Here is a 19,417-nt window from a genome sequence, read left to right as displayed (position 1 = left end):
CATCTCATTTATAATTCTTTCATCCCTATCAACACTTGGTTATCCAGTTTTTTCGCTGCCCGAAGATCGTATGTTTTTTCATATGTTGGTTCAATTGCAAGTTTTGCTCCATAAAACATAACATCACGTACTTCTTGCACATTTACTTCTATTACAGTTAATTTTAGAGGAATGCCTTCCATTCTATCTGTCAAAATTTCACCTGCACCACTTATGGAAAATACGGATCCATTCGCCATTATAGTCAATACTACTCCTGTATTGTGCCTTATATTTTCCACAATACGTGAACGTTGATCTACCGCAAATCGAATACTAGTTTCACTCACTGCATACACCCAAGAAATAGCACTTACGTTAGGGACTTGTTTTTCGAAATCTGTTGTTGCTACCATAACAATGCATTCTTTACGTAATGTTTGTACTAAATCATCTGTTAATGTAGGCTCTACTACATTCGCCATATTTCCACCTCCAAATATACTTAGTATATCCTTATCATAACTTATTTTTCGAATTGCGAAAATATTATTTTTTCCTGCTATTATTCAAAAACATTACACTTCCATGATATACTTATACTGATAGAATCCGTATTGAGGTGACGAAATGAGAGTCAAATGTATGATTTGTGATAAAAAAGATATGTTAGATGATGAAAATCCTATGGCAAAAAAACTGCGTAATCGCCCTATTCATACATATATGTGCATGGAATGTTCGGAACGAATTGCAGAACGTACAATGGAACGTCATGCAAGTGGTAATTTCCGACTATACCGTGATAAAAAGGTAGAAGACGATTGGTAAAATATAAATAAGTCCTTAATCACATAGATAAGGACTTATTTATATTTTTCAGGTTCACGATTCATCTGATCCAGAAAACAATCAATAGCTTCTAACGGAAATCTCGCAGATTTTCTTTCCTCATTCAATTCATATGTAATCAAATACATTTCCTCGTTCTTCTGAACTGCTACATTTCTTAATTTGTATTCTTCATATATCATATTTTGAAATAACAAATACGTTTCTTCTGCAGCGCGATCATCTGGACGTGCTTCCGCAACTGTTTTAATTGTTAACCAATTATATAGCGCATCTTGTACTGAACGCATGAAAACACTCCCTTCTCATCCTGCTTTTTGTTGCTTCGCTTGGCGTAAACGCAGTCTATACATCCCAAGTACAATTGCCGCCACAACAAGTCCTTCACCAACAGGTAAAAAAACTGCAAAGAAAGTTAAAACCGTACATCCAATCGCTAACGATATATATCACTATATTTTTTATTATCGATAATTTCCTTGCAAATCCTAAATTATACACAAGTGCACTTAATATAATAATAATGCCATACAATAACCACATCCCTAGTTCTGGATTTACATCAACTTTACATAATTTCGCAAAAAACGACATTCTTTCTAACACTATTTCTCCCCCCTTCTCAAAAAAATTCATTTATGTACTTAATACAAGAGTAACCCGTGAAAAAAATACTGTCTACAAAAAAGAGTAAATATTCTAAAAAATAAACATAAAAAAACAGCTACCCTAATTAAAGGTAGCTGTTCGAATATTTTACGCTTCTACAGATTTCTTTTTCTTAGCAGCTCTTTCGCGCTCGCTCTTATCAAGAATCTTTTTACGTAAACGAATTGATTCTGGAGTTACTTCACAGAACTCATCATCGTTTAAGTACTCTAATGACTCTTCTAAAGTCATTAAGCGTGGTTTTTTCATTGTTGAAGTTTGATCTTTCGTCGCAGAACGAATGTTAGTTTGTTGTTTCATTTTCACAACGTTAACTGTTAAGTCGTTCTCACGAGTGTGTTCTCCGACAATCATACCAGCATATACTTCTGTACCTGGTTCAACGAAAATTACACCACGGTCTTCAACTTGCATAATACCGTATTGTGATGCTTTTCCTGTTTCAAGTGAAACTAGAACACCTTGGCGACGTCCACCAACTTGTCCAGCGTGTACTGGTTGGTAGCAATCGAATGTATGGTTTAAAATACCGTAACCACGAGTTAATGTTAAGAATTCTGTTGTGTAACCAATTAAACCACGTGCTGGAACCATGAAAGTAAGGCGAACTTGACCGTTTCCGTTATTCACCATATCTAACATTTCACCTTTACGTGCACCCATAGATTCCATAATAGAACCAGTGTATTCTTCAGGTACATCGATTTGCACGCGCTCTACAGGCTCACATCTTACGCCATCAACTTCTTTAATAATTACTTCAGGCTTAGATACTTGTAGTTCATAACCTTCACGACGCATGTTTTCAATTAGGATAGATAAATGTAATTCCCCACGTCCAGATACAATCCACGCATCAGGAGAATCTGTATTATCTACACGTAAACTTACATCTGTTTCTAATTGTGAACGAAGACGCTCTTCAATTTTACGAGATGTAATGAATTTACCTTCACGACCTGCAAATGGGCTGTTATTTACAAGGAATGTCATTTGTAGTGTTGGCTCATCAATACGTAATAATGGTAAAGCCTCTTCATGCTCAACCGGACATACTGTTTCACCTACGTTAATGTCTTCCATACCTGAAACAGCTACTAAATCTCCAGCTTTTGCTTCTTCAATTTCTTGACGTTTTAATCCAATGTAACCAAATAATTTCGTTACACGGAATTGTTTTACAGTTCCGTCAACTTTCATTAATGCAACTTGTTGTCCTACTTTCATTGTACCACGGAATACGCGTCCAACCCCGATACGACCAACATAGTCATTATAATCAAGAAGTGCTACTTGGAATTGAAGTGGCTCTTCGCTGTTATCAACTGGTGCTGGAATATGTTCAATAATTGTGTCAAACAATGATTTCATATTCTCTTCTTGATTTGCTGGATTTGAATCTAAGCTTGCTGTTCCGTTCATTGCTGATGCAAATACAACTGGGAACTCTAATTGATCTTCGTTTGCACCAAGTTCGATGAATAAGTCAACTACTTCATCAACTACTTCATCAGGGCGAGCGAAGTCACGGTCAATTTTGTTTACAACAACGATTGGAGTTAAGTTTTGCTCAAGAGCTTTCTTTAAAACAAATCGTGTTTGTGGCATACAACCTTCATATGCATCAACAACAAGTAGAACACCATCAACCATTTTCATGATACGTTCTACTTCTCCACCGAAGTCAGCGTGACCAGGTGTATCTAAAATGTTAATTCTTTTATCTTCATAGTGAATCGCAGTATTCTTCGCTAAAATTGTAATACCACGTTCTCTTTCTAGATCGTTTGAGTCCATTGCGCGTTCTTCAATATGTTCATTCGCACGGAACGTCCCCGCTTGACGTAATAACTGGTCAACAAGTGTTGTTTTACCATGGTCAACGTGGGCAATAATTGCTATATTTCGTAAATCTTGTCGTTTTTTCAACATGTCCAACTCCTAATGTCTTTTTAATCCTTCTCTATTATAAGAGCGAAGGGGATACAATGGCAATCAAAATAAAATCAAGAATGAAAATATAGTTGTATTCTTACTTTTGTGAAAGTAAAATGAGATTGGAGGGTGAAGAAATGGAACACATTCAATATCGCTTTTTATTAACTGCAATTATCGGTGTTATTTTCTTAATCGGTATCGGTATTATGGTTGCTGAAAATAGTCCCATCGGTATTATCATTTGCATTATCGGCACATTTGTTACAGTTGGATACGGTTTTGTAACAAAAAGAAAAATGCGTAAATCGCAATAACGTTAAAAAGTAAGAAGCTCCTTTAATAGCCTCTTACTTTTTTTGTTATTGCGATACGAATGGTAATATTTCTTCATATACGCCCGGCTTTCCAACTAACACGTTGCTCTTCTCTACGATAGAAAGTGGAGTTCCGGAGAATGTTGTCACCTTTCCTCCAACTTCCTCTACTATTATTTGCCCCCCACCAAAATCCCATGGTGATAACCTCGGTGTTATATATGCATCTATTCTGCCCGTTGCAACATATACCATTTCTAATGCTGCGCAACCATATGACCTCGTACCTCTCGCTTTCTTAACAAGCTTCATCATTTTTTCCATATTAAGCAATTGGTTGTCAGTAAGCCAAATTGCATTTAGAGCAATGATTCCTTGTTCTACTGTACCCTCTTCCAACATGGGAATAGATACATCATTACAAAAAGCCCCTTCCCCCTGTACAGCATGATATAATTCATCATGCACTGGATCATAGATTAGGCCAATTTTTCCGATACCGTTCTCATAAATCCCAATTGAGATTGCGAAATTTCTTTTTTGATGAACAAAGTTCATCGTACCATCAATTGGATCAATTAACCAAACAACCCCATCAGATGAAGTAACCTCATCTCCGTAACCTTCTTCGCCTAAAATATAATGTTCCGGGTATGTTTCTTTAATTTTCCCAATTAAATACTGCTCCGTTTCTCGATCCATATTTGTTACTAAATCTGCTGCATTTGATTTTGTTTCTATAATAAGTGCTTTTTTCATCGATAACATTAAACGCTCTCCTGCGTCTCGAATCCATTGTTTCGCGTGTGTATCAATGTCTTTCCATACCTCGTGCATGTTTAAACACTCCGATCTTTACTGTTCACAGAAAAAACGAACCCTTTATAAGGTTCGCACCAACTAATTTTTTATACATATACTATTATTACGCTTCTAAACGAATCATTTCAAGTCTTAACACTTCTAACTTTTGTACACACTCTTCTTTTTTCTGCTTATCGTCTTCCATCATCGCATCATATAATGTTGCTAATTCATAATCTAGCTCCAAACGTAGCACCGGAATCCTCTTTTCAGCATCTGTTCTCTTTAACGCATTAATCACCTGTCTCATATTATTTGCCTCCTCCCAATATTCGTCTGCCCTCGGACTAGAATTAATTCAATTTTCTGATTTTTTGTTTTATACTATACTATGTTGGATAAATCATCTATGCAACAAAATTATATTTTTTTATTTAAATTTTTTTGTGCTGTTTTTTTTATGAATAGTACAAGCTATGCTAAAATAAAAGCAAAATAGGAGTTGGAGGAACAATCATGACACTACAAACATTCAAATCAACTGATTTTGAGGTCTTTACAGTTGATGGTCTCGAAGAACGAATGAGTGCAATTAAAACGAATATTCATCCTAAGCTAGAAGCTTTAGGGGAACAGTTTGCAGAGTATTTATCCAAACAAACTGATGAAAACTTTTTCTATCATGTAGCAAAACACGCACGTCGTAAAGTCAATCCACCAAATGATACTTGGGTTGCTTTTTCAACAAATAAACGCGGATATAAAATGTTACCACATTTCCAAATTGGATTATGGGGTACTCATGCCTTCATATACTTTGGTTTAATCTATGAGTGTCCACAAAAAGTGGAGACGGCTCACGCCTTCTTAGAACATTTAAATGATTTAAAAACAAATATTCCAAATAATTTCGTTTGGTCCATTGACCATACTAAACCGAGTGTAAAATTACATAAAACACTTGAAACAGAAGACTTACAAAAGATGATTGAACGTTTAGCTACTGTGAAAAAAGCAGAATTATTAGTTGGTATTCATATATCACCAGAGGAGTTTTCAGCAATGACCAACGAACAATTCCTTGCTAAGATTGAATCTACGATGCAATCACTCCTTCCTTTATATGCACTTTGTAATCGATAGTAGAAAACGGACAATTTATATTGTCCGTTTTTAGTTGTTATCACATTATATCACTTCAGTTTTTATTTTTCAAAATATTTTTTACATTTTCACAAGCTTTTGTTCTTCGACTTCTTTAGCCCTTTGAATGGCACGATATATAGAATATCCACTTACTTCTTGAAACTCTTTATCGATTTTCTTTTCTTCTGCTTTCGATGGAACAATCTCTTTAAAACGACGATACAATCCCATTAATTCCTCTCTCATAATTCCTTTTTCATATGCTTTCTCAATTGCTTCATAAAACTTCACAATTGCAACCATTTCCTCATTTGACCAATCATAATCTAACGGATATTGATATTCCATTTTGCACCTCATTTATCATTTCTTCTTATTTCAATATGCTATCTTGAAGAGATTTTTTTCTTCTTCCCTATAGACACTTTGCATTATACACTATTTATTCATTTTAATGGAATTGTCTCCCTCTATTCATTCATTGAACCTAACTTTTAAACATACTCACCTTAAAAATATTTTTTTCTATACATCTATAATTATTGGTGATATAATGCTTTTGTTTTATAGAAAATAAAGTGAACCTACCATCTCAAAAAAGCTTTTTGGAATGGCAGAAAAACAAGCCTTACTCTGAAAAAGAACTTAGCTTTTTTAGAACAGGATTATATAAAACAAATTATACTAAATATTATGAAGAAGAAGGGGTGTATAGATTGTCCCAATACGAAACACCATTGTTTACCGCTTTAGTTGAGCACAGTAAGCGAAATCCAATTCAATTCCATATTCCTGGCCACAAAAAAGGACAAGGCATGGATCCTACATTTCGCGAATTTATTGGGCATAATGCATTAGCAATTGATTTAATTAATATTGCGCCGCTCGATGATTTACATCATCCAAAAGGTATGATTAAAGAAGCACAGGATTTAGCCGCCGCTGCATTTGGTGCAGATCATACTTTCTTTTCTATTCAAGGTACAAGTGGCGCAATTATGACAATGGTGATGAGCGTTTGCGGTCCTGGTGACAAAATCCTAGTACCACGGAACGTGCATAAATCAGTAATGTCAGCGATTATTTTCTCAGGTGCAAAACCGATTTTCATGCATCCTGAGATCGATCCAAAACTTGGAATTTCACACGGAATCACAATTCAATCTGTCAAAAAGGCACTTGAAGAGCACTCAGATGCGAAAGGCTTACTTGTTATTAATCCAACATACTTCGGCTTTGCTGCAGACTTAGAACAGATTGTACAATTAGCACATTCATACGATATCCCTGTACTAGTCGATGAAGCTCATGGTGTTCATATTCATTTCCATGATGAATTGCCAATGTCAGCGATGCAAGCCGGTGCAGACATGGCAGCAACAAGTGTTCACAAATTAGGAGGTTCTTTAACTCAAAGTTCTATTCTTAATGTGAAGGAAGGCCTTGTGAACGTAAAACATGTCCAATCTATTATTAGCATGCTTACGACTACATCAACTTCTTACATTTTGTTAGCATCACTTGATGTTGCTAGAAAACGTCTCGCTACAGAAGGAAAAGCGCTTATAGAACAAACAATACAATTAGCTGAACATGTTCGTGATGCTATAAATGCTATTGAGCATCTTTACTGTCCTGGAAAAGAAATGTTAGGTACAGACGCTACTTTTAACTATGATCCTACAAAGATAATTGTATCTGTAAAAGATTTAGGTATTACCGGCCATCAGGCTGAAGTATGGCTTAGAGAGCACTATAACATTGAAGTAGAACTCTCAGATTTATACAACATACTATGCCTTATCACTTTTGGAGATACAGAAAGTGAAACAAATACACTTATTACAGCATTACAAGATTTAGCAGCAACATTTAGTAATAGGGCAGATAAAGGTGTTCAAGTACAAGTAGAAATTCCGGAAATACCGGTGCTAGCACTTTCTCCTCGAGATGCTTTTTATTCAGAAACAGAAGTCATTCCATTTGAAAATGCAGCGGGTCGTATTATAGCTGATTTTGTTATGGTTTATCCACCAGGGATTCCAATCTTTACTCCGGGGGAAATTATTACACAAGATAACTTAGAGTATATTCGTAAAAATTTAGAAGCAGGTTTACCTGTACAAGGTCCTGAAGATATGACATTGCAAACATTACGTGTCATTAAAGAGTACAAGCCTATCATTTGATAGGCTTTTCTTTCACCTTTTTTTCTTTTTTTCATACGATATTAAAGAATTTGACACTCCCACCCTTCCTAGGGCAAGCTGACTAACGTTAGTGGGATTCTTGCTACCAAAGGCGATGTCCATTTCTAGTATCGCTGACGTGCAAGATTGCGGTGTGCCATCACTACTCTCACGACACGCCTTTATAGGTTCGTGAGCTACCGTTCTATCACAATACCGTACAGATTCGTGTTCAGGTGTTTTAGCGTCTTGTTCTTGACGACACATATCATTTTACCGATAACTTGAATCCGACTATCGAGCTTCCTACGATATCTTTTTTCAAAGAACATATTGGCGTTTTAAAGACTTGTATTTGTCTATAGTTAATATGTACCGAATATATAAATATTTTTCTATAAACAAGCGATACTTTCATCCTACTAAAGTCCTATATTGGGCTTTCCTGTATCGCGAAATCTGTAACATATAGGTGGGGATACCATTATGATTGTAATAGGCCGTTCTATTGTACACCCGTATATCACAAATGAATATGAGCCATTTGCAGCTGAGAAGCAACAAATTTTATCCATAATGGCGGGAAATCAAGAAGTTTATTCCTTCCGAACAGCTGATGAACTCAGCTTTGATTTAAATTTGCGCGTTAATATTATTATCTCTGCATTAGAACTTTTTCAAAGTGGATTTCAATTTCGTACGTTCCAACAATCTTTTTGCAACCCCCAGTTTTGGAAAAGAACATCACTAGGAGGATTCCAGCTCCTCCCAAACATTCCACCTTCTATTGCCATCCAAGATATTTTCAAAAACGGTAAACTATATGGAACTGAATGCGCAACCGCTATGATAATTATTTTTTACAAAGCTTTACTATCATTATATGAGGAAGAAACTTTCAACCGCCTATTTGCTAACCTTTTACTTTATACATGGGACTACGATCAAGATTTAAAGCTCATAACAAAAACAGGGGGCGATCTTGTTCCAGGCGATCTCGTTTATTTTAAAAATCCACAAGTGAATCCAGCTACGATCGAGTGGCAAGGAGAAAATACAATCTATCTAGGAAACTTCTTTTTTTACGGACATGGCGTAGGTGTAAAAACAAAAGAAGAAATTATCTACTCATTAAATGAACGAAGAGTCCCTTACGCTTTTATTTCAGCTTTTTTGACTGATACGATTACTCGTATTGATAGCCGTCTAATGAGTCACTACGCTTCTCCAAACACACCACAAACAGCCATAGGGTTTATTCCAATTAGAGATGATGCCATCGTTGCAACAGTTGGCCATACAACTACAATTTATTAAAAAGAGCGCCTACATATGTAGGCGCTCTTTCTTATTATTAAGCTTTTTTATGTTCTTTATGGTTACACTCGCAATGAGATCCACATTTCCCATATAATACTGTTGATTTTTCATCTTCAAAATGTGCAATTGTTCCTTCACATACTTGGCATACGATTGTTCCCATGTTTCATTTCCCCCTGAGTTTTAATAGTAATCTACTTATTTATCATTAAGCTTTCGCGTTATCTCTACTAGCACAATCACAATTTGTACCACATTTCCCATAAAGTACTGTCGTTTTCTCATCTTCAAAATGCGCGATTGTTCCTTCGCATACTTGACATACGATTGTTCCCATGTTTCATTTCCCCCTAAGTTTATGGTCCTAAAAACTTTTAGCTGTCCATTTCTTATCAATTATTGGGCTTTTGTATGCTCTGTGTGATCACATCCGCAAGATCCACATTTCCCGTAAAGTACCGTTACTTTCTCATCCTCGAAGTGTGCAATTGTACCTTCACAATCTTGACATACGATTGTTCCCATTTTCCATTTCCCCCTAAGTTTATAATCCCAAAAACTTTTTGTAACCGCTTAACTTTCTGTCTTTATTTTAATATGTTATACTTTTTACGTCAATAGGTTTTTAGTATAACACATTAAATATTTTTAAATTTAATTAGTATGCGATATTCAAACAAAAAAACAGCCATAATCATACGTACGACTGTTTCTCGTTAATTATTCTTCATACTCCGCATGTAAAGAAGTAGACGGAACAAGAAATTTGAAAAACTGAGCTAACTCCATCGCTTCCTCTTCCGACCCTAACTTAAAAATTTCCTGCATATATTGAACATTCTCCACATCATCTTGTCCAAGCAAAGTAGACCTTCCCGTCTGCATACAAACAATGAGTGGCTTCCCAAAAAACATATTTGTATAAATAACCCCAAAATCATAACGCGTATCATGTGTCATAAACCCCAAAAATCGTACCTTCACACTTTCATGCTCATCATACAATTTTTCAAACATCGGCTTCCACCTTTCTAGATCACCTATCCTACTCATACTATATTAAACAAAAAAAGTAATACTCCTTTTAATTGTCAAAAAATTCAGTAGGATGTAGAATGATAGTATTCTACTAAATTAGGGGGGAACTTATATGCAACATGCCTTTATTACGCTTGTACCTAATTCCAATCAACAATCTGTTTCAATAGAGGATGTAAAACACCTTTTTGATAACTATAAAACCGTCACTGCCAGGACTGGCGATCAAATTAATTATGCTTATACAAATACAGCTTTTCCTTATGAAATATTAGATACATCAATGACAACGTTAAAACTCCAATCGAGTCACGATCGATATGATTCGATTTATGTAGGAATTGGAATAGAAAAAGAGCAGTCTTTCATTCAAATTTCTTTACCTACTACAGCAACATTTGGCGATAAAGGTAAAGCAAATGAATTTAGTCGTTTTCTAGCGAAGAAATTAGAAGGAGAGTTACAATTATTTAATGGAAGAACAATGTATTTCTATAAACGTTAATTTAAAAACAAAAATAAATGATTAAAAAAACCATACTATTTGTGCAAGTAAGAAATATCGCTTTTCTCCTTGCACTTAGTATGAAATACGCTATTACATACGCTAAGTAAACAAATATGAGAAAAAGAAAAATTTTATAATGAAGTTTATCACGACTTGATAATAATAACACTGCTGAAAATCCACTCCATAAAACTAGGTGCAAAAATGAAACTAGCGTAGTTTTCATAGCGTTACCTCCTCATATATCCCTTCTATTATATAATTCAGCCTGATCCTCTCTATATTTCAAAATATGCTTCTATGTGTATCAATTATTTAAGACTTTTATTCTCTATTCTTCTAGTATTTTTTAGGCTCATAACTATTTATATGCAAAACAAACTGCATGTTGTCATTATTAAAGATTCTTATGTAAATGCAACTTATCCTTTATTCGCACAAGAATTCAAACAAACACTTTTATTAATCTACGTTTTGCAGAAATTAATAACCTTATAAAGGCTCTTAAAGAACTAAATGCCGCTATTGTTCTATTTCGTTGCAAGAACACTAGTGCAAGTAAAGAAATATATCCATTTAAGATAGAAAATAAAAAAAGCGTCTCTAAAATTTAAGAGACGCTTTTTTTCATTATTTATTTTACAATGTGAATTGGCATTCCAAGAGCAACTTCAGCTGCTTCCATTGTGATTTCACCTAATGTTGGGTGAGCATGGATTGTTTGAGCGATATCTTCAGCTGTCATTCCAGCTTCGATAGCTAAACCAATCTCAGAGATAATATCAGAAGCACCTGCACCTGCAACTTGAGCACCTACAAGAAGACCATCTTCTTTACGTGTTACAAGTTGTAGGAAACCGTCAGTGCTGTTTAATGATAACGCACGACCGTTTGCAGCGAATGGGAATTTAGATACAGCTACAGTCATTCCTGCTTCTTCTGCTTGTTTCTTAGTGTAACCAACAGATGCTAATTCTGGATCAGTGAAGCATACTGCAGGAATTCCGATGTAATCGATTGCTGATGCATGGCCACTAATTGCTTCAACAGCTACTTTACCTTCGTAAGAAGCTTTGTGAGCTAATGGTGGTCCAGGAACGATATCACCGATTGCATAGATGTTTGATACATTTGTACGACATTGCTCATCGATTTCGATGATGCCGCGGTCAGTCATTTTAACTCCAACTTGCTCAAGACCGATTTCTTGAGTGTTTGGACGACGACCTACAGTTACTAATACGTAATCTGCTTCTACAGTTTGGATTTCACCTTTAACTTCGAAGCTAACTTTTACGCCAGTTTCTGTTTCTTCAACGCCTTTAGCCATAGCTTTTGTATGGATATTTACGTTGCCTTTTTTCTGAAGAGCACGTTTAACAACAGAGCTCATAGCTTTTTCGAAACCAGCTAGAATTTCGTCGCCAGCTTCTACTACAGTAACTTCTGTACCGAAGTTAGCATATGCAGTACCTAATTCCATACCGATGTAACCGCCGCCGATTACAACAAGTTTTTTAGGAATTTCAGGTAAGCTTAAAGCGCCTGTAGAGTTGATAACACGTTTAGAGTATTTGAATCCAGGAATTTCGATTGGTGTAGAACCAGTTGCAAGAACAGCATTTTTAAACGTGTAAGTTTGAGCTGCATCTTCAGTCATTACGCGTAAAGTGTTAGCATCTACGAAGTAAGCTTCACCGCGAATGATTTCAACTTTGTTACCTTTAAGAAGGCCTTCAACACCGCCAGTTAATTTCTTAACTACGCCGTTTTTCCATTCTTGAACTTTTGTAAAGTCAACTTTTACGTTCTCTGCAGTGATACCCATGTCATCAGAATGCATTGCATTCTCATAACGATGACCTGCATTGATTAACGCTTTTGAAGGAATACATCCAACGTTTAAGCATACGCCACCAAGGTTAGCTTTTTCGATGATTGCTACCTTTTGACCTAATTGTGCTGCACGAATTGCCGCAACGTATCCACCAGGACCTGCACCAACAACGACTGTATCTAATTCAATTGGGAAATCTCCTACTACCATTGTTATTACGCCTCCATTACTAATAATTGTGGGTCATTCAATAGACGTTTAATTTGGTTTAATGCTTTTTGAGCAGTTGCGCCGTCAATTAAACGATGGTCAAAGCTTAGAGATAATGCTAATACTGGAGCTGCAACAATCTCACCGTTTTTCACAACTGGTTTTTCAGCGATACGGCCGATACCAAGGATTGCTACTTCTGGGTGGTTGATAACCGGAGTGAACCATTGTCCACCTGCAGAACCAATGTTTGTAATTGTGCAAGAAGCACCTTTCATTTCAGCAGGAGCTAGACGACCTTCACGTGCTTTACCAGCAAGATCATTGATCTCGTTAGAAATAGTGAAGATTGACTTGCGATCTGTATCTTTAACAACTGGTACTAATAGACCTTTGTCTGTATCAGCTGCGATACCGATGTTGAAGTAATGTTTGTGAACGATTTCTTGAGAAGCATCGTCTAAAGCAGTATTCAACATTGGGAATTCACGTAATGCAGATGTTAAAGCTTTTACAACGTATGGAAGGTAAGTTAATTTAATACCTTTGTCAGCTGCTACTGCTTTGAACTTCTTACGGTGAGCAACAAGCTCAGTTACATCAACTTCATCCATTAATGTTACGTGAGGAGCTGTATGTTTAGAGTTAACCATTGCTTTCGCAATCGCTTTACGGATACCACTCATTTTCTCACGAGTTTCTGGATATTCACCAGCTGGGATTGGTTGTGCTTTTGGTGCTTCTTCTTTTGCTGCTGCTGGAGTAGCTTCTACTGCTGCTGGAGCCTCAGTTGCTGCTACTGTTTGTCCACCATTTGCAAATGCATCGATGTCAGCTTTCACAACGCGGCCGTTCTTACCAGAACCAGCTACTTTATGAATGTCTACACCTTTTTCACGAGCATATTTACGAACAGATGGCATAGCGATTACGCGCTCATTTACTACTTCTGCAGTTGCTGCTGGAGTAGCTTCCGCTGCTGGAGCTTCTACTGCTGCTTCTTCAGCTTTTGGAGCTTCATCATGGTCGTCACCTTTAAATTTAAGGTTTTCGTATCCAGGAGCATCAAATTTAATTAATGTATCTCCTACAATTGCAACTGTTCCTTCTTCTACAAGTACTTCAAGTACTTTACCTTTAACAGGAGAAGGGATTTCTACTACTGCTTTATCATTTTGTACTTCAAGAAGTACATCGTCTTCATTTACTTCATCGCCTGGTTTAATAAACCATTTTACGATTTCACCTTCGTGGATACCTTCACCGATATCTGGTAGTTTAAATTCAAATGCCACGGAATTCAGCCCCCTGATTCATTTCATTATTATAGAATATGTACAAAAGAAACCAGCATGTGCTGATTTCTTTTGCACATGAAAAGCTAAAAATTAGAAGTTCATTACTTTGTTAACAGCTTCAACAATATCTTTGTGGTTTGGTAACCATACGCTCTCAGCTTGAGAGAATGGGAATACTGTATCAGCAGCTGCAACACGTACAACTGGAGCTTCTAAGTTTAAGATTGCACGGTCGTTAATTTCCGCTACAACGTTTGCTGCAATACCAGCTTGTTTTTGAGCTTCTTGAACTACAACTACGCGGCCTGTTTTTTCAACAGAAGCGATGATTGTTTCGATATCTAATGGTTGAACTGTACGTAAGTCAACAACCTCTAAAGAGATACCTTCTTTTTCAAGTTCTTCAGCAGCTTTTAATGCAGCATGAACCATAGCACCGTAAGCGATAACAGATACGTCTGTACCTTCACGCTTGATATCAGCTTTGCCTAAATCAATTGTGTAGTCGCCTTCTGGTACATCTTGACGGAATGAACGGTACAATTTCATATGCTCTAAGTAGATAACTGGATCGTTGTCACGAATCGCAGAGATTAAAAGACCTTTTGCATCGTATGGAGTAGATGGGATAACAACTTTTAGACCAGGTTGTTGAGCCACTAATCCTTCTAAGCTATCAGCATGTAGTTCAGGAGTATGAACACCACCACCGAATGGAGAACGAACTGTTACTGGAGCAGTCCAACGTCCACCAGAACGGTAACGCATACGAGCTAATTGACCAGAGATTGAATCCATTACTTCATAAACGAAACCGAAGAATTGGATTTCAGGAACTGGACGGAATCCTTCAAGTGCAAGTCCAACTGCAAGTCCACCGATACCAGACTCTGCAAGTGGAGTATCCATTACACGGTCTTCACCGAATTCAGCTTGTAAACCTTCAGTAGCACGGAATACACCGCCGTTTACACCAACGTCTTCACCAAACACAAGTACGTTAGGATCATTTTTCATTTCAACGCGTAAAGCATCAGTGATTGCTTGAATCATTGTCATTTGAGCCATGGCTTACTTCGACTCCTTTTCTTTGTAAATTTCATATTGTTCAGCTAAGTTGTAAGGCATTTTTTCGTACATGATTTCCATTAAATCAGTAACTTTTTGTTTTGGAGCTTGGTCAGCCTTAGCGATTGCTTGTTTGATATCTTCTTTCGCTTCTTCGATTACTTTCTCTTCAACTTCTTGAGACCATAGGCCTTTGTTTTCTAAGAAAGCACGGAAACGTACGATTGGATCTTTTTGTTCCCATTCGTTTTCGATATCTTTTGTACGGTAACGAGTTGGGTCATCACCAGCCATTGTATGTGGACCGTAACGGAATGTTAAAGTCTCGATTAAAGTAGGACCTTCGCCATTTACTGCGCGCTCACGAGCGAAAGCAGTTGCTGCGTATACAGCTAATGGATCCATACCGTCTACTTGAATTCCGTAAATACCTGCTGCTACTGCTTTTTGAGCTACAGTTTTAGCTGCAGATTGCTTTTCTACTGGAGTAGAGATTGCATAACGGTTGTTTTGTACAACGAAGATTGCTGGAGCTTTGAATGCACCCGCAAAGTTCATACCTTCGTAGAAGTCACCTTGTGAAGCACCACCGTCACCAGTGTAAGTAATTGCAACAGATTTTTTACCACGTAGTTTCATACCTAACGCAACACCAGCAGTTTGGATGATTTGCGCACCGATAATGATTTGTGGAGCAAGTGCATTTACATTCTCAGGCATTTGGTTACCCATGAAATGTCCACGAGAGAATAAGAATGCTTGGTATAATGGTAAACCGTGCCATACTAATTGTGGCACATCACGATATCCTGGTAAGATGAAATCTTCTGCTTCAAGTGCGAAATGACTTGCTAACTGAGAAGCCTCTTGTCCAGCTGTTGGTGCGTAGAAACCTAAACGTCCTTGACGGTTTAAAGAAATAGAACGTTGATCTAGTACGCGAGTATACACCATACGGCGCATTAATTCTTTTAATTGATCATCAGATAATTCAGGCATAGCTGCTTCATTCACAACTTCGCCTTTTTCATTTAAAATTTGTAATGTTTCAAATTGAGCTGCGATAGCTTTCATTTGCTCATCAACATTAAATAGGGTCTTTTTTGTTTTAGTACCCATTCCGTTCACCTCTTCCTCTCTTGAACCATATTCTGAAACGCTTTCACTAGCTGTTAGCTAAAACGAAAACGCAACAATGTAAACCAACAAATTTATTTGTCGGTTGAGAATAATTTTGTGTACCTAACAATCTGTACTAATGTTTTTTCAGAAACATATTAATACAATCTTGATCACGTTTTTTAGTTTACAACTATTCTAATTACGATGTCAATTACTTTGAATACGTTTTTTTATAAATAATCTGCAGGTTTCTTCTCCACAAACGTGTTTTTATTTTTCACATCTGTATTAGTAAGCATTAACCTACTGTTATATTATTCCCTTTTTAACTTGTTTTTTCTCTTAGAATAATATGTAAACGATTTAATTCTCTTTAATTTTTCTCTCTTCTTAGCAAAAATATACAAACTCTTCTTCCTTTTATAGGTAAATACCTATACATTTCTACTCTTCCCTCCATACATTGTAGTAACCGCAGTATTAGCGGGAAATGATAAAGGAGGTCATCTCATGTACGGATACTCATATTGCTATCCAACTTGTTCATATCCTTCCTACGGTTATGGCGGTTCTTGTGGCGGGTCTGGACGCGGCTTTGCCTTAATCGTTGTGTTGTTTATCCTTTTAATTATCGTTGGTGCTGCTTGCATTCGCTAATGTAAAATGAAACAACTATGGAAAGAAACAGACGGCTTTGCCGTCTTTTCTTTTTATCACATACATAACTCACCTATAGTAAAACGATTTCCAAAAGGATCCTCTCACTTGTCGATGACTTTTTTCATCTCCTTTGGTAGACTAAAGGGGAAAGGAGAGATTACATATGCTTACAATGAATGATGTAATTCGCGAAGGAAATCCTATTTTGCGCAATGTTGCAGAAGAGGTATCCATACCTGCGAGTGAAGAAGATACAAATACCCTTAAAGAAATGATTGAATTTGTAATAAATAGCCAAGATCCTGAAATGGCTGAAAAATATAGTCTACGCCCTGGAATCGGATTAGCAGCTCCGCAAATCGGGATTTCAAAGAAAATGATTGCGGTTCATGTAACTGATACGAACGGTACGTTATATAGCCATGCATTATTTAACCCGAAAATTATTAGTCATTCTGTTGAACGTACATATTTACAAAATGGGGAAGGCTGTCTTTCTGTAGACCGCGACGTACCAGGCTATGTCCCTCGTTACACAAGGATTACAGTGAAAGCAACATCTATTAACGGAGAAGAAGTTAAATTACGTTTAAAAGGTTTGCCAGCAATCGTATTCCAGCATGAAATCGACCATTTAAATGGGGTTATGTTCTATGACCATATTAATAAAGAGAATCCATTTGCCGCTCCCGATGAGTCCAAACCTTTGGAGCGATAATAATTAAGGTGAAACTTTAATCAGAGAGAGGTGTCCATCCACTCTGATTATTAGCCCGTACCAATCGAACTTTTATGGGCCGTTAATCCCCCTCCTAGCTTTCTCGCACGTACCGAATTTTTAGGTGGGCGTCTTTCTGGCCGCAAATAGCAGGATAAAAAGGCGGAAGTTAAACTTCCGCCTTTTTATTGTATGAAATGGGTTCCATATTCACTTATAGCAATTCAGCCCATTTTAATCCATGATATATACCGTCTTCACTAACATCCTTTGTTACATAATTCGCAAGTTTTTTCAGATCTTCATGACCATTTCCCATCACAATACCTGTCCCAACTGCTTCAATCATTTCCAAATCATTTAATCCATCTCCAAATGCATACACTTGTTCACGGTTAAACCCTAATTTCTCAATAAATTTCTCAATTCCTTTTGCCTTAGAACCACCATTTGGAATAATATCCATTGAATACGCATGCCAACGAATAAAATGAAAATCTGGGTACTGATTAATAAACTTTTCCTCTTCATTTACTTCGCAGAAAAGAAGTGTTTGATAAATATTACGTTTCTCATAAAAATCCGGTTCATATGCTGGATGCTCAAAATTTAAGCTTCCGAATCCTTCTTTCACATAATCATGATATTCCACTGATGCTCTCATATCTTGATGATCAAGATATACGAGTGGATACCCTTCTTCTTTTGCAAACTGAGTAAACTTATGCAAGGCAGCTGAATGTAACGGATTATTAAATATTACTTCATCTTCAAATACAACATACTGACCATTAAAACTAACATAATTATGTATATTGAGTTCCTTGCGAATATCTTCAAACATAAATGGCGCACGCCCTGTTGCAATTGCTACATGCACACCTTTTTCTTGTAACTGTCTTACTGCATCTCGTGTAGATTGCGGTATTTTTTTATCGTGATCTAATAATGTTCCATCAATATCAAAAAAGACAATTTTATCATTCATTTGTCAAAATCCTTTCTGGCACTCTATACTCCTATTTTGATTATCACTTTTCAAATTCCAAAAAAAAGTATAACATATTAAACATCTGTGAAGAAAGCGTTCACTTTCTAACCTTATTAATGAAACCTGCATATATATATTAGTAAAAATGTGATACTTGTTCGTATGAATTTTCTTTTCTATTCTTTCTCATACTATACCTATAACTAGCGGCTACTAATCGTTACTATAGAATACTTTTCACTGTATGAGAAAGGACAAGATTCACAATTAACTTTTGTTCTCTTTCTTATGTCAGAGGCGGAGTTTTTACTAGTAATATGCATGTTTAAAATAAGGGAAGGAAGGAGTAATCATGCTGAAGAAGCTGAAGAAAAAGCTCAAGCGTTATTTAAATGATCTAGTCCGCAAAAAGACAATCGCTTAAATTGTGCCCATTTCGGGCTTTTTCTTCATTCTCATTCGAAAAAACATGAAAATCGTGACTGTTTGCTTTATAATAAGTAACAGATAATGCAAAACATAGACAAGGAGAGGTTTTCCAAATGATTTTTAAAGTATTTTATCAAGAAAAAATGACTGAGGTTCCAGTACGTGAAAATACAAAAGTTTTATATTTAGAGGCTACGTCTGAGAAGGATGTTCGTAAAAAATTAAATAAGTTCGCATATAATATCGAGTTCGTTCAGTCTGTTACTGGTGCTCATCTTGAATATGAAAAGGAAAACGCTGATTTAACATTAGCGGAAATCGTATAGT

25 protein-coding genes and 1 pseudogene are annotated in these 19,417 nt (G+C 36.4%); 9 read left to right on the top strand and 17 right to left on the bottom strand.

What is annotated here, in order from left to right:
• Window positions 1-8: 8 nt before the first annotated feature.
• Window positions 9-464, bottom strand: coding sequence for a pyridoxamine 5'-phosphate oxidase family protein (locus tag EUC40_RS07310; protein ID WP_000024585.1), 456 nt, complete (start codon window positions 462-464; stop codon window positions 9-11).
• Window positions 465-609: 145 nt separating this feature from the next.
• Here EUC40_RS07310 and EUC40_RS07305 point away from each other — a divergent pair, with 145 nt between their 5' ends.
• On the top strand, window positions 610-810 hold the full coding sequence (locus EUC40_RS07305; protein WP_001995040.1) for a YlaI family protein: 201 nt from the start codon (window positions 610-612) through the stop codon (window positions 808-810).
• Window positions 811-845: 35 nt separating this feature from the next.
• On the opposite strand, the gene EUC40_RS07300 is transcribed toward EUC40_RS07305, so the two are convergent.
• The 3 genes and pseudogenes from EUC40_RS07300 to typA all read right to left on the bottom strand — a co-directional run bounded on the left by EUC40_RS07300 (window position 846) and on the right by typA (window position 3,432).
• A complete protein-coding gene (locus EUC40_RS07300) occupies window positions 846-1,121 on the bottom strand; it encodes a hypothetical protein (protein WP_001258131.1) in 276 nt (91 codons plus the stop codon).
• Between the two features lie 15 nt (window positions 1,122-1,136).
• Window positions 1,137-1,437: pseudogene (locus EUC40_RS07295) on the bottom strand (YlaH-like family protein).
• Between the two features lie 150 nt (window positions 1,438-1,587).
• Window positions 1,588-3,432 (bottom strand): translational GTPase TypA, encoded by a 1,845-nt coding sequence (gene typA, locus EUC40_RS07290; RefSeq protein ID WP_000914755.1) that lies wholly within the window; start codon window positions 3,430-3,432, stop codon window positions 1,588-1,590.
• Window positions 3,433-3,572: 140 nt separating this feature from the next.
• On the opposite strand from typA, the gene EUC40_RS07285 reads away from it, so the two are divergent.
• Window positions 3,573-3,752 (top strand): DUF5325 family protein, encoded by a 180-nt coding sequence (locus EUC40_RS07285; RefSeq protein WP_000400129.1) that lies wholly within the window; start codon window positions 3,573-3,575, stop codon window positions 3,750-3,752.
• A gap of 45 nt (window positions 3,753-3,797) precedes the next feature.
• Here the strand turns inward: EUC40_RS07285 and EUC40_RS07280 are convergent, their stop codons facing one another.
• A complete protein-coding gene (locus EUC40_RS07280) occupies window positions 3,798-4,589 on the bottom strand; it encodes an inositol monophosphatase family protein (RefSeq protein WP_156574243.1) in 792 nt (263 codons plus the stop codon).
• A gap of 88 nt (window positions 4,590-4,677) precedes the next feature.
• The gene (locus EUC40_RS07275) at window positions 4,678-4,866 is read right to left on the bottom strand and encodes a hypothetical protein (RefSeq protein ID WP_001250164.1); all 189 of its coding nucleotides are present in this window, start codon (window positions 4,864-4,866) and stop codon (window positions 4,678-4,680) included.
• A gap of 206 nt (window positions 4,867-5,072) precedes the next feature.
• Between EUC40_RS07275 and EUC40_RS07270 the strand changes: the two genes are divergently transcribed.
• Window positions 5,073-5,699, top strand: coding sequence for a YktB family protein (locus EUC40_RS07270; protein ID WP_000175086.1), 627 nt, complete (start codon window positions 5,073-5,075; stop codon window positions 5,697-5,699).
• A gap of 81 nt (window positions 5,700-5,780) precedes the next feature.
• Here EUC40_RS07270 and EUC40_RS07265 read toward each other — a convergent pair whose 3' ends face one another.
• Window positions 5,781-6,050 carry a UPF0223 family protein gene (locus EUC40_RS07265; RefSeq protein WP_000456542.1) on the bottom strand — a complete coding sequence of 90 codons (270 nt, stop codon included), beginning with the start codon at window positions 6,048-6,050 and terminating at the stop codon, window positions 5,781-5,783.
• A 368-nt stretch (window positions 6,051-6,418) separates the two neighbouring features.
• Between EUC40_RS07265 and speA the strand changes: the two genes are divergently transcribed.
• Together speA and EUC40_RS07255 are read left to right on the top strand one after the other, a co-directional pair.
• The gene (gene speA / locus EUC40_RS07260) at window positions 6,419-7,891 is read left to right on the top strand and encodes an arginine decarboxylase (protein WP_000084893.1); all 1,473 of its coding nucleotides are present in this window, start codon (window positions 6,419-6,421) and stop codon (window positions 7,889-7,891) included.
• Window positions 7,892-8,377: 486 nt separating this feature from the next.
• Window positions 8,378-9,208 (top strand): protein-glutamine gamma-glutamyltransferase, encoded by an 831-nt coding sequence (locus EUC40_RS07255; protein ID WP_151624433.1) that lies wholly within the window; start codon window positions 8,378-8,380, stop codon window positions 9,206-9,208.
• A 37-nt stretch (window positions 9,209-9,245) separates the two neighbouring features.
• On the opposite strand, the gene EUC40_RS07250 is transcribed toward EUC40_RS07255, so the two are convergent.
• The 4 genes from EUC40_RS07250 to EUC40_RS07235 form a co-directional block, all read right to left on the bottom strand.
• Complete coding sequence (locus EUC40_RS07250) at window positions 9,246-9,374, bottom strand: GapA-binding peptide SR1P (RefSeq protein ID WP_000536786.1); 129 nt, start codon at window positions 9,372-9,374, stop codon at window positions 9,246-9,248.
• A 45-nt stretch (window positions 9,375-9,419) separates the two neighbouring features.
• The gene (locus EUC40_RS07245; RefSeq protein ID WP_000536789.1) at window positions 9,420-9,548 is read right to left on the bottom strand and encodes a GapA-binding peptide SR1P; all 129 of its coding nucleotides are present in this window, start codon (window positions 9,546-9,548) and stop codon (window positions 9,420-9,422) included.
• Between the two features lie 59 nt (window positions 9,549-9,607).
• Window positions 9,608-9,736, bottom strand: coding sequence for a GapA-binding peptide SR1P (locus EUC40_RS07240; RefSeq protein WP_000536778.1), 129 nt, complete (start codon window positions 9,734-9,736; stop codon window positions 9,608-9,610).
• A 195-nt stretch (window positions 9,737-9,931) separates the two neighbouring features.
• Complete coding sequence (locus EUC40_RS07235) at window positions 9,932-10,228, bottom strand: DUF3055 domain-containing protein (protein WP_000462035.1); 297 nt, start codon at window positions 10,226-10,228, stop codon at window positions 9,932-9,934.
• Window positions 10,229-10,361: 133 nt separating this feature from the next.
• On the opposite strand from EUC40_RS07235, the gene EUC40_RS07230 reads away from it, so the two are divergent.
• Window positions 10,362-10,754 carry a DUF1885 family protein gene (locus tag EUC40_RS07230; protein WP_001163320.1) on the top strand — a complete coding sequence of 131 codons (393 nt, stop codon included), beginning with the start codon at window positions 10,362-10,364 and terminating at the stop codon, window positions 10,752-10,754.
• 1 nt (window position 10,755) lies between these two features.
• Here the strand turns inward: EUC40_RS07230 and EUC40_RS07225 are convergent, their stop codons facing one another.
• The 5 genes from EUC40_RS07225 to pdhA all read right to left on the bottom strand — a co-directional run bounded on the left by EUC40_RS07225 (window position 10,756) and on the right by pdhA (window position 16,289).
• Entirely contained in the window at window positions 10,756-10,983 is a 228-nt protein-coding gene (locus EUC40_RS07225) for a hypothetical protein (protein WP_000858996.1), read from the bottom strand.
• Window positions 10,984-11,391: 408 nt separating this feature from the next.
• Window positions 11,392-12,804 (bottom strand): dihydrolipoyl dehydrogenase, encoded by a 1,413-nt coding sequence (gene lpdA / locus EUC40_RS07220; protein ID WP_000260106.1) that lies wholly within the window; start codon window positions 12,802-12,804, stop codon window positions 11,392-11,394.
• 5 nt (window positions 12,805-12,809) lie between these two features.
• Entirely contained in the window at window positions 12,810-14,099 is a 1,290-nt protein-coding gene (gene pdhC, locus EUC40_RS07215) for a pyruvate dehydrogenase complex dihydrolipoyllysine-residue acetyltransferase (protein ID WP_000863413.1), read from the bottom strand.
• A 93-nt stretch (window positions 14,100-14,192) separates the two neighbouring features.
• Window positions 14,193-15,170 carry a pyruvate dehydrogenase complex E1 component subunit beta gene (gene pdhB, locus EUC40_RS07210; protein ID WP_000068165.1) on the bottom strand — a complete coding sequence of 326 codons (978 nt, stop codon included), beginning with the start codon at window positions 15,168-15,170 and terminating at the stop codon, window positions 14,193-14,195.
• Window positions 15,171-15,173: 3 nt separating this feature from the next.
• Window positions 15,174-16,289 carry a pyruvate dehydrogenase E1 component subunit alpha gene (gene pdhA / locus EUC40_RS07205; RefSeq protein ID WP_000536893.1) on the bottom strand — a complete coding sequence of 372 codons (1,116 nt, stop codon included), beginning with the start codon at window positions 16,287-16,289 and terminating at the stop codon, window positions 15,174-15,176.
• Between the two features lie 513 nt (window positions 16,290-16,802).
• On the opposite strand from pdhA, the gene EUC40_RS07200 reads away from it, so the two are divergent.
• Together EUC40_RS07200 and def are read left to right on the top strand one after the other, a co-directional pair.
• Entirely contained in the window at window positions 16,803-16,949 is a 147-nt protein-coding gene (locus tag EUC40_RS07200) for a YjcZ family sporulation protein (RefSeq protein WP_000274562.1), read from the top strand.
• A gap of 166 nt (window positions 16,950-17,115) precedes the next feature.
• The gene (gene def / locus EUC40_RS07195; RefSeq protein WP_151624439.1) at window positions 17,116-17,670 is read left to right on the top strand and encodes a peptide deformylase; all 555 of its coding nucleotides are present in this window, start codon (window positions 17,116-17,118) and stop codon (window positions 17,668-17,670) included.
• Between the two features lie 214 nt (window positions 17,671-17,884).
• On the opposite strand, the gene EUC40_RS07190 is transcribed toward def, so the two are convergent.
• Entirely contained in the window at window positions 17,885-18,658 is a 774-nt protein-coding gene (locus tag EUC40_RS07190) for a Cof-type HAD-IIB family hydrolase (RefSeq protein WP_000998287.1), read from the bottom strand.
• A 545-nt stretch (window positions 18,659-19,203) separates the two neighbouring features.
• On the opposite strand from EUC40_RS07190, the gene EUC40_RS07185 reads away from it, so the two are divergent.
• Entirely contained in the window at window positions 19,204-19,416 is a 213-nt protein-coding gene (locus EUC40_RS07185; RefSeq protein ID WP_000576441.1) for a DNA-dependent RNA polymerase subunit epsilon, read from the top strand.
• The last annotated feature ends 1 nt before the right edge of the window (window position 19,417 follow it).

It is taken from the genome of Bacillus luti (genome assembly GCF_009739945.1).
Lineage (GTDB): Bacteria > Bacillota > Bacilli > Bacillales > Bacillaceae_G > Bacillus_A > Bacillus_A luti.
Note: the sequence above shows the minus strand (reverse complement) of the source record. Positions and strands in the feature narration are given on the sequence as shown.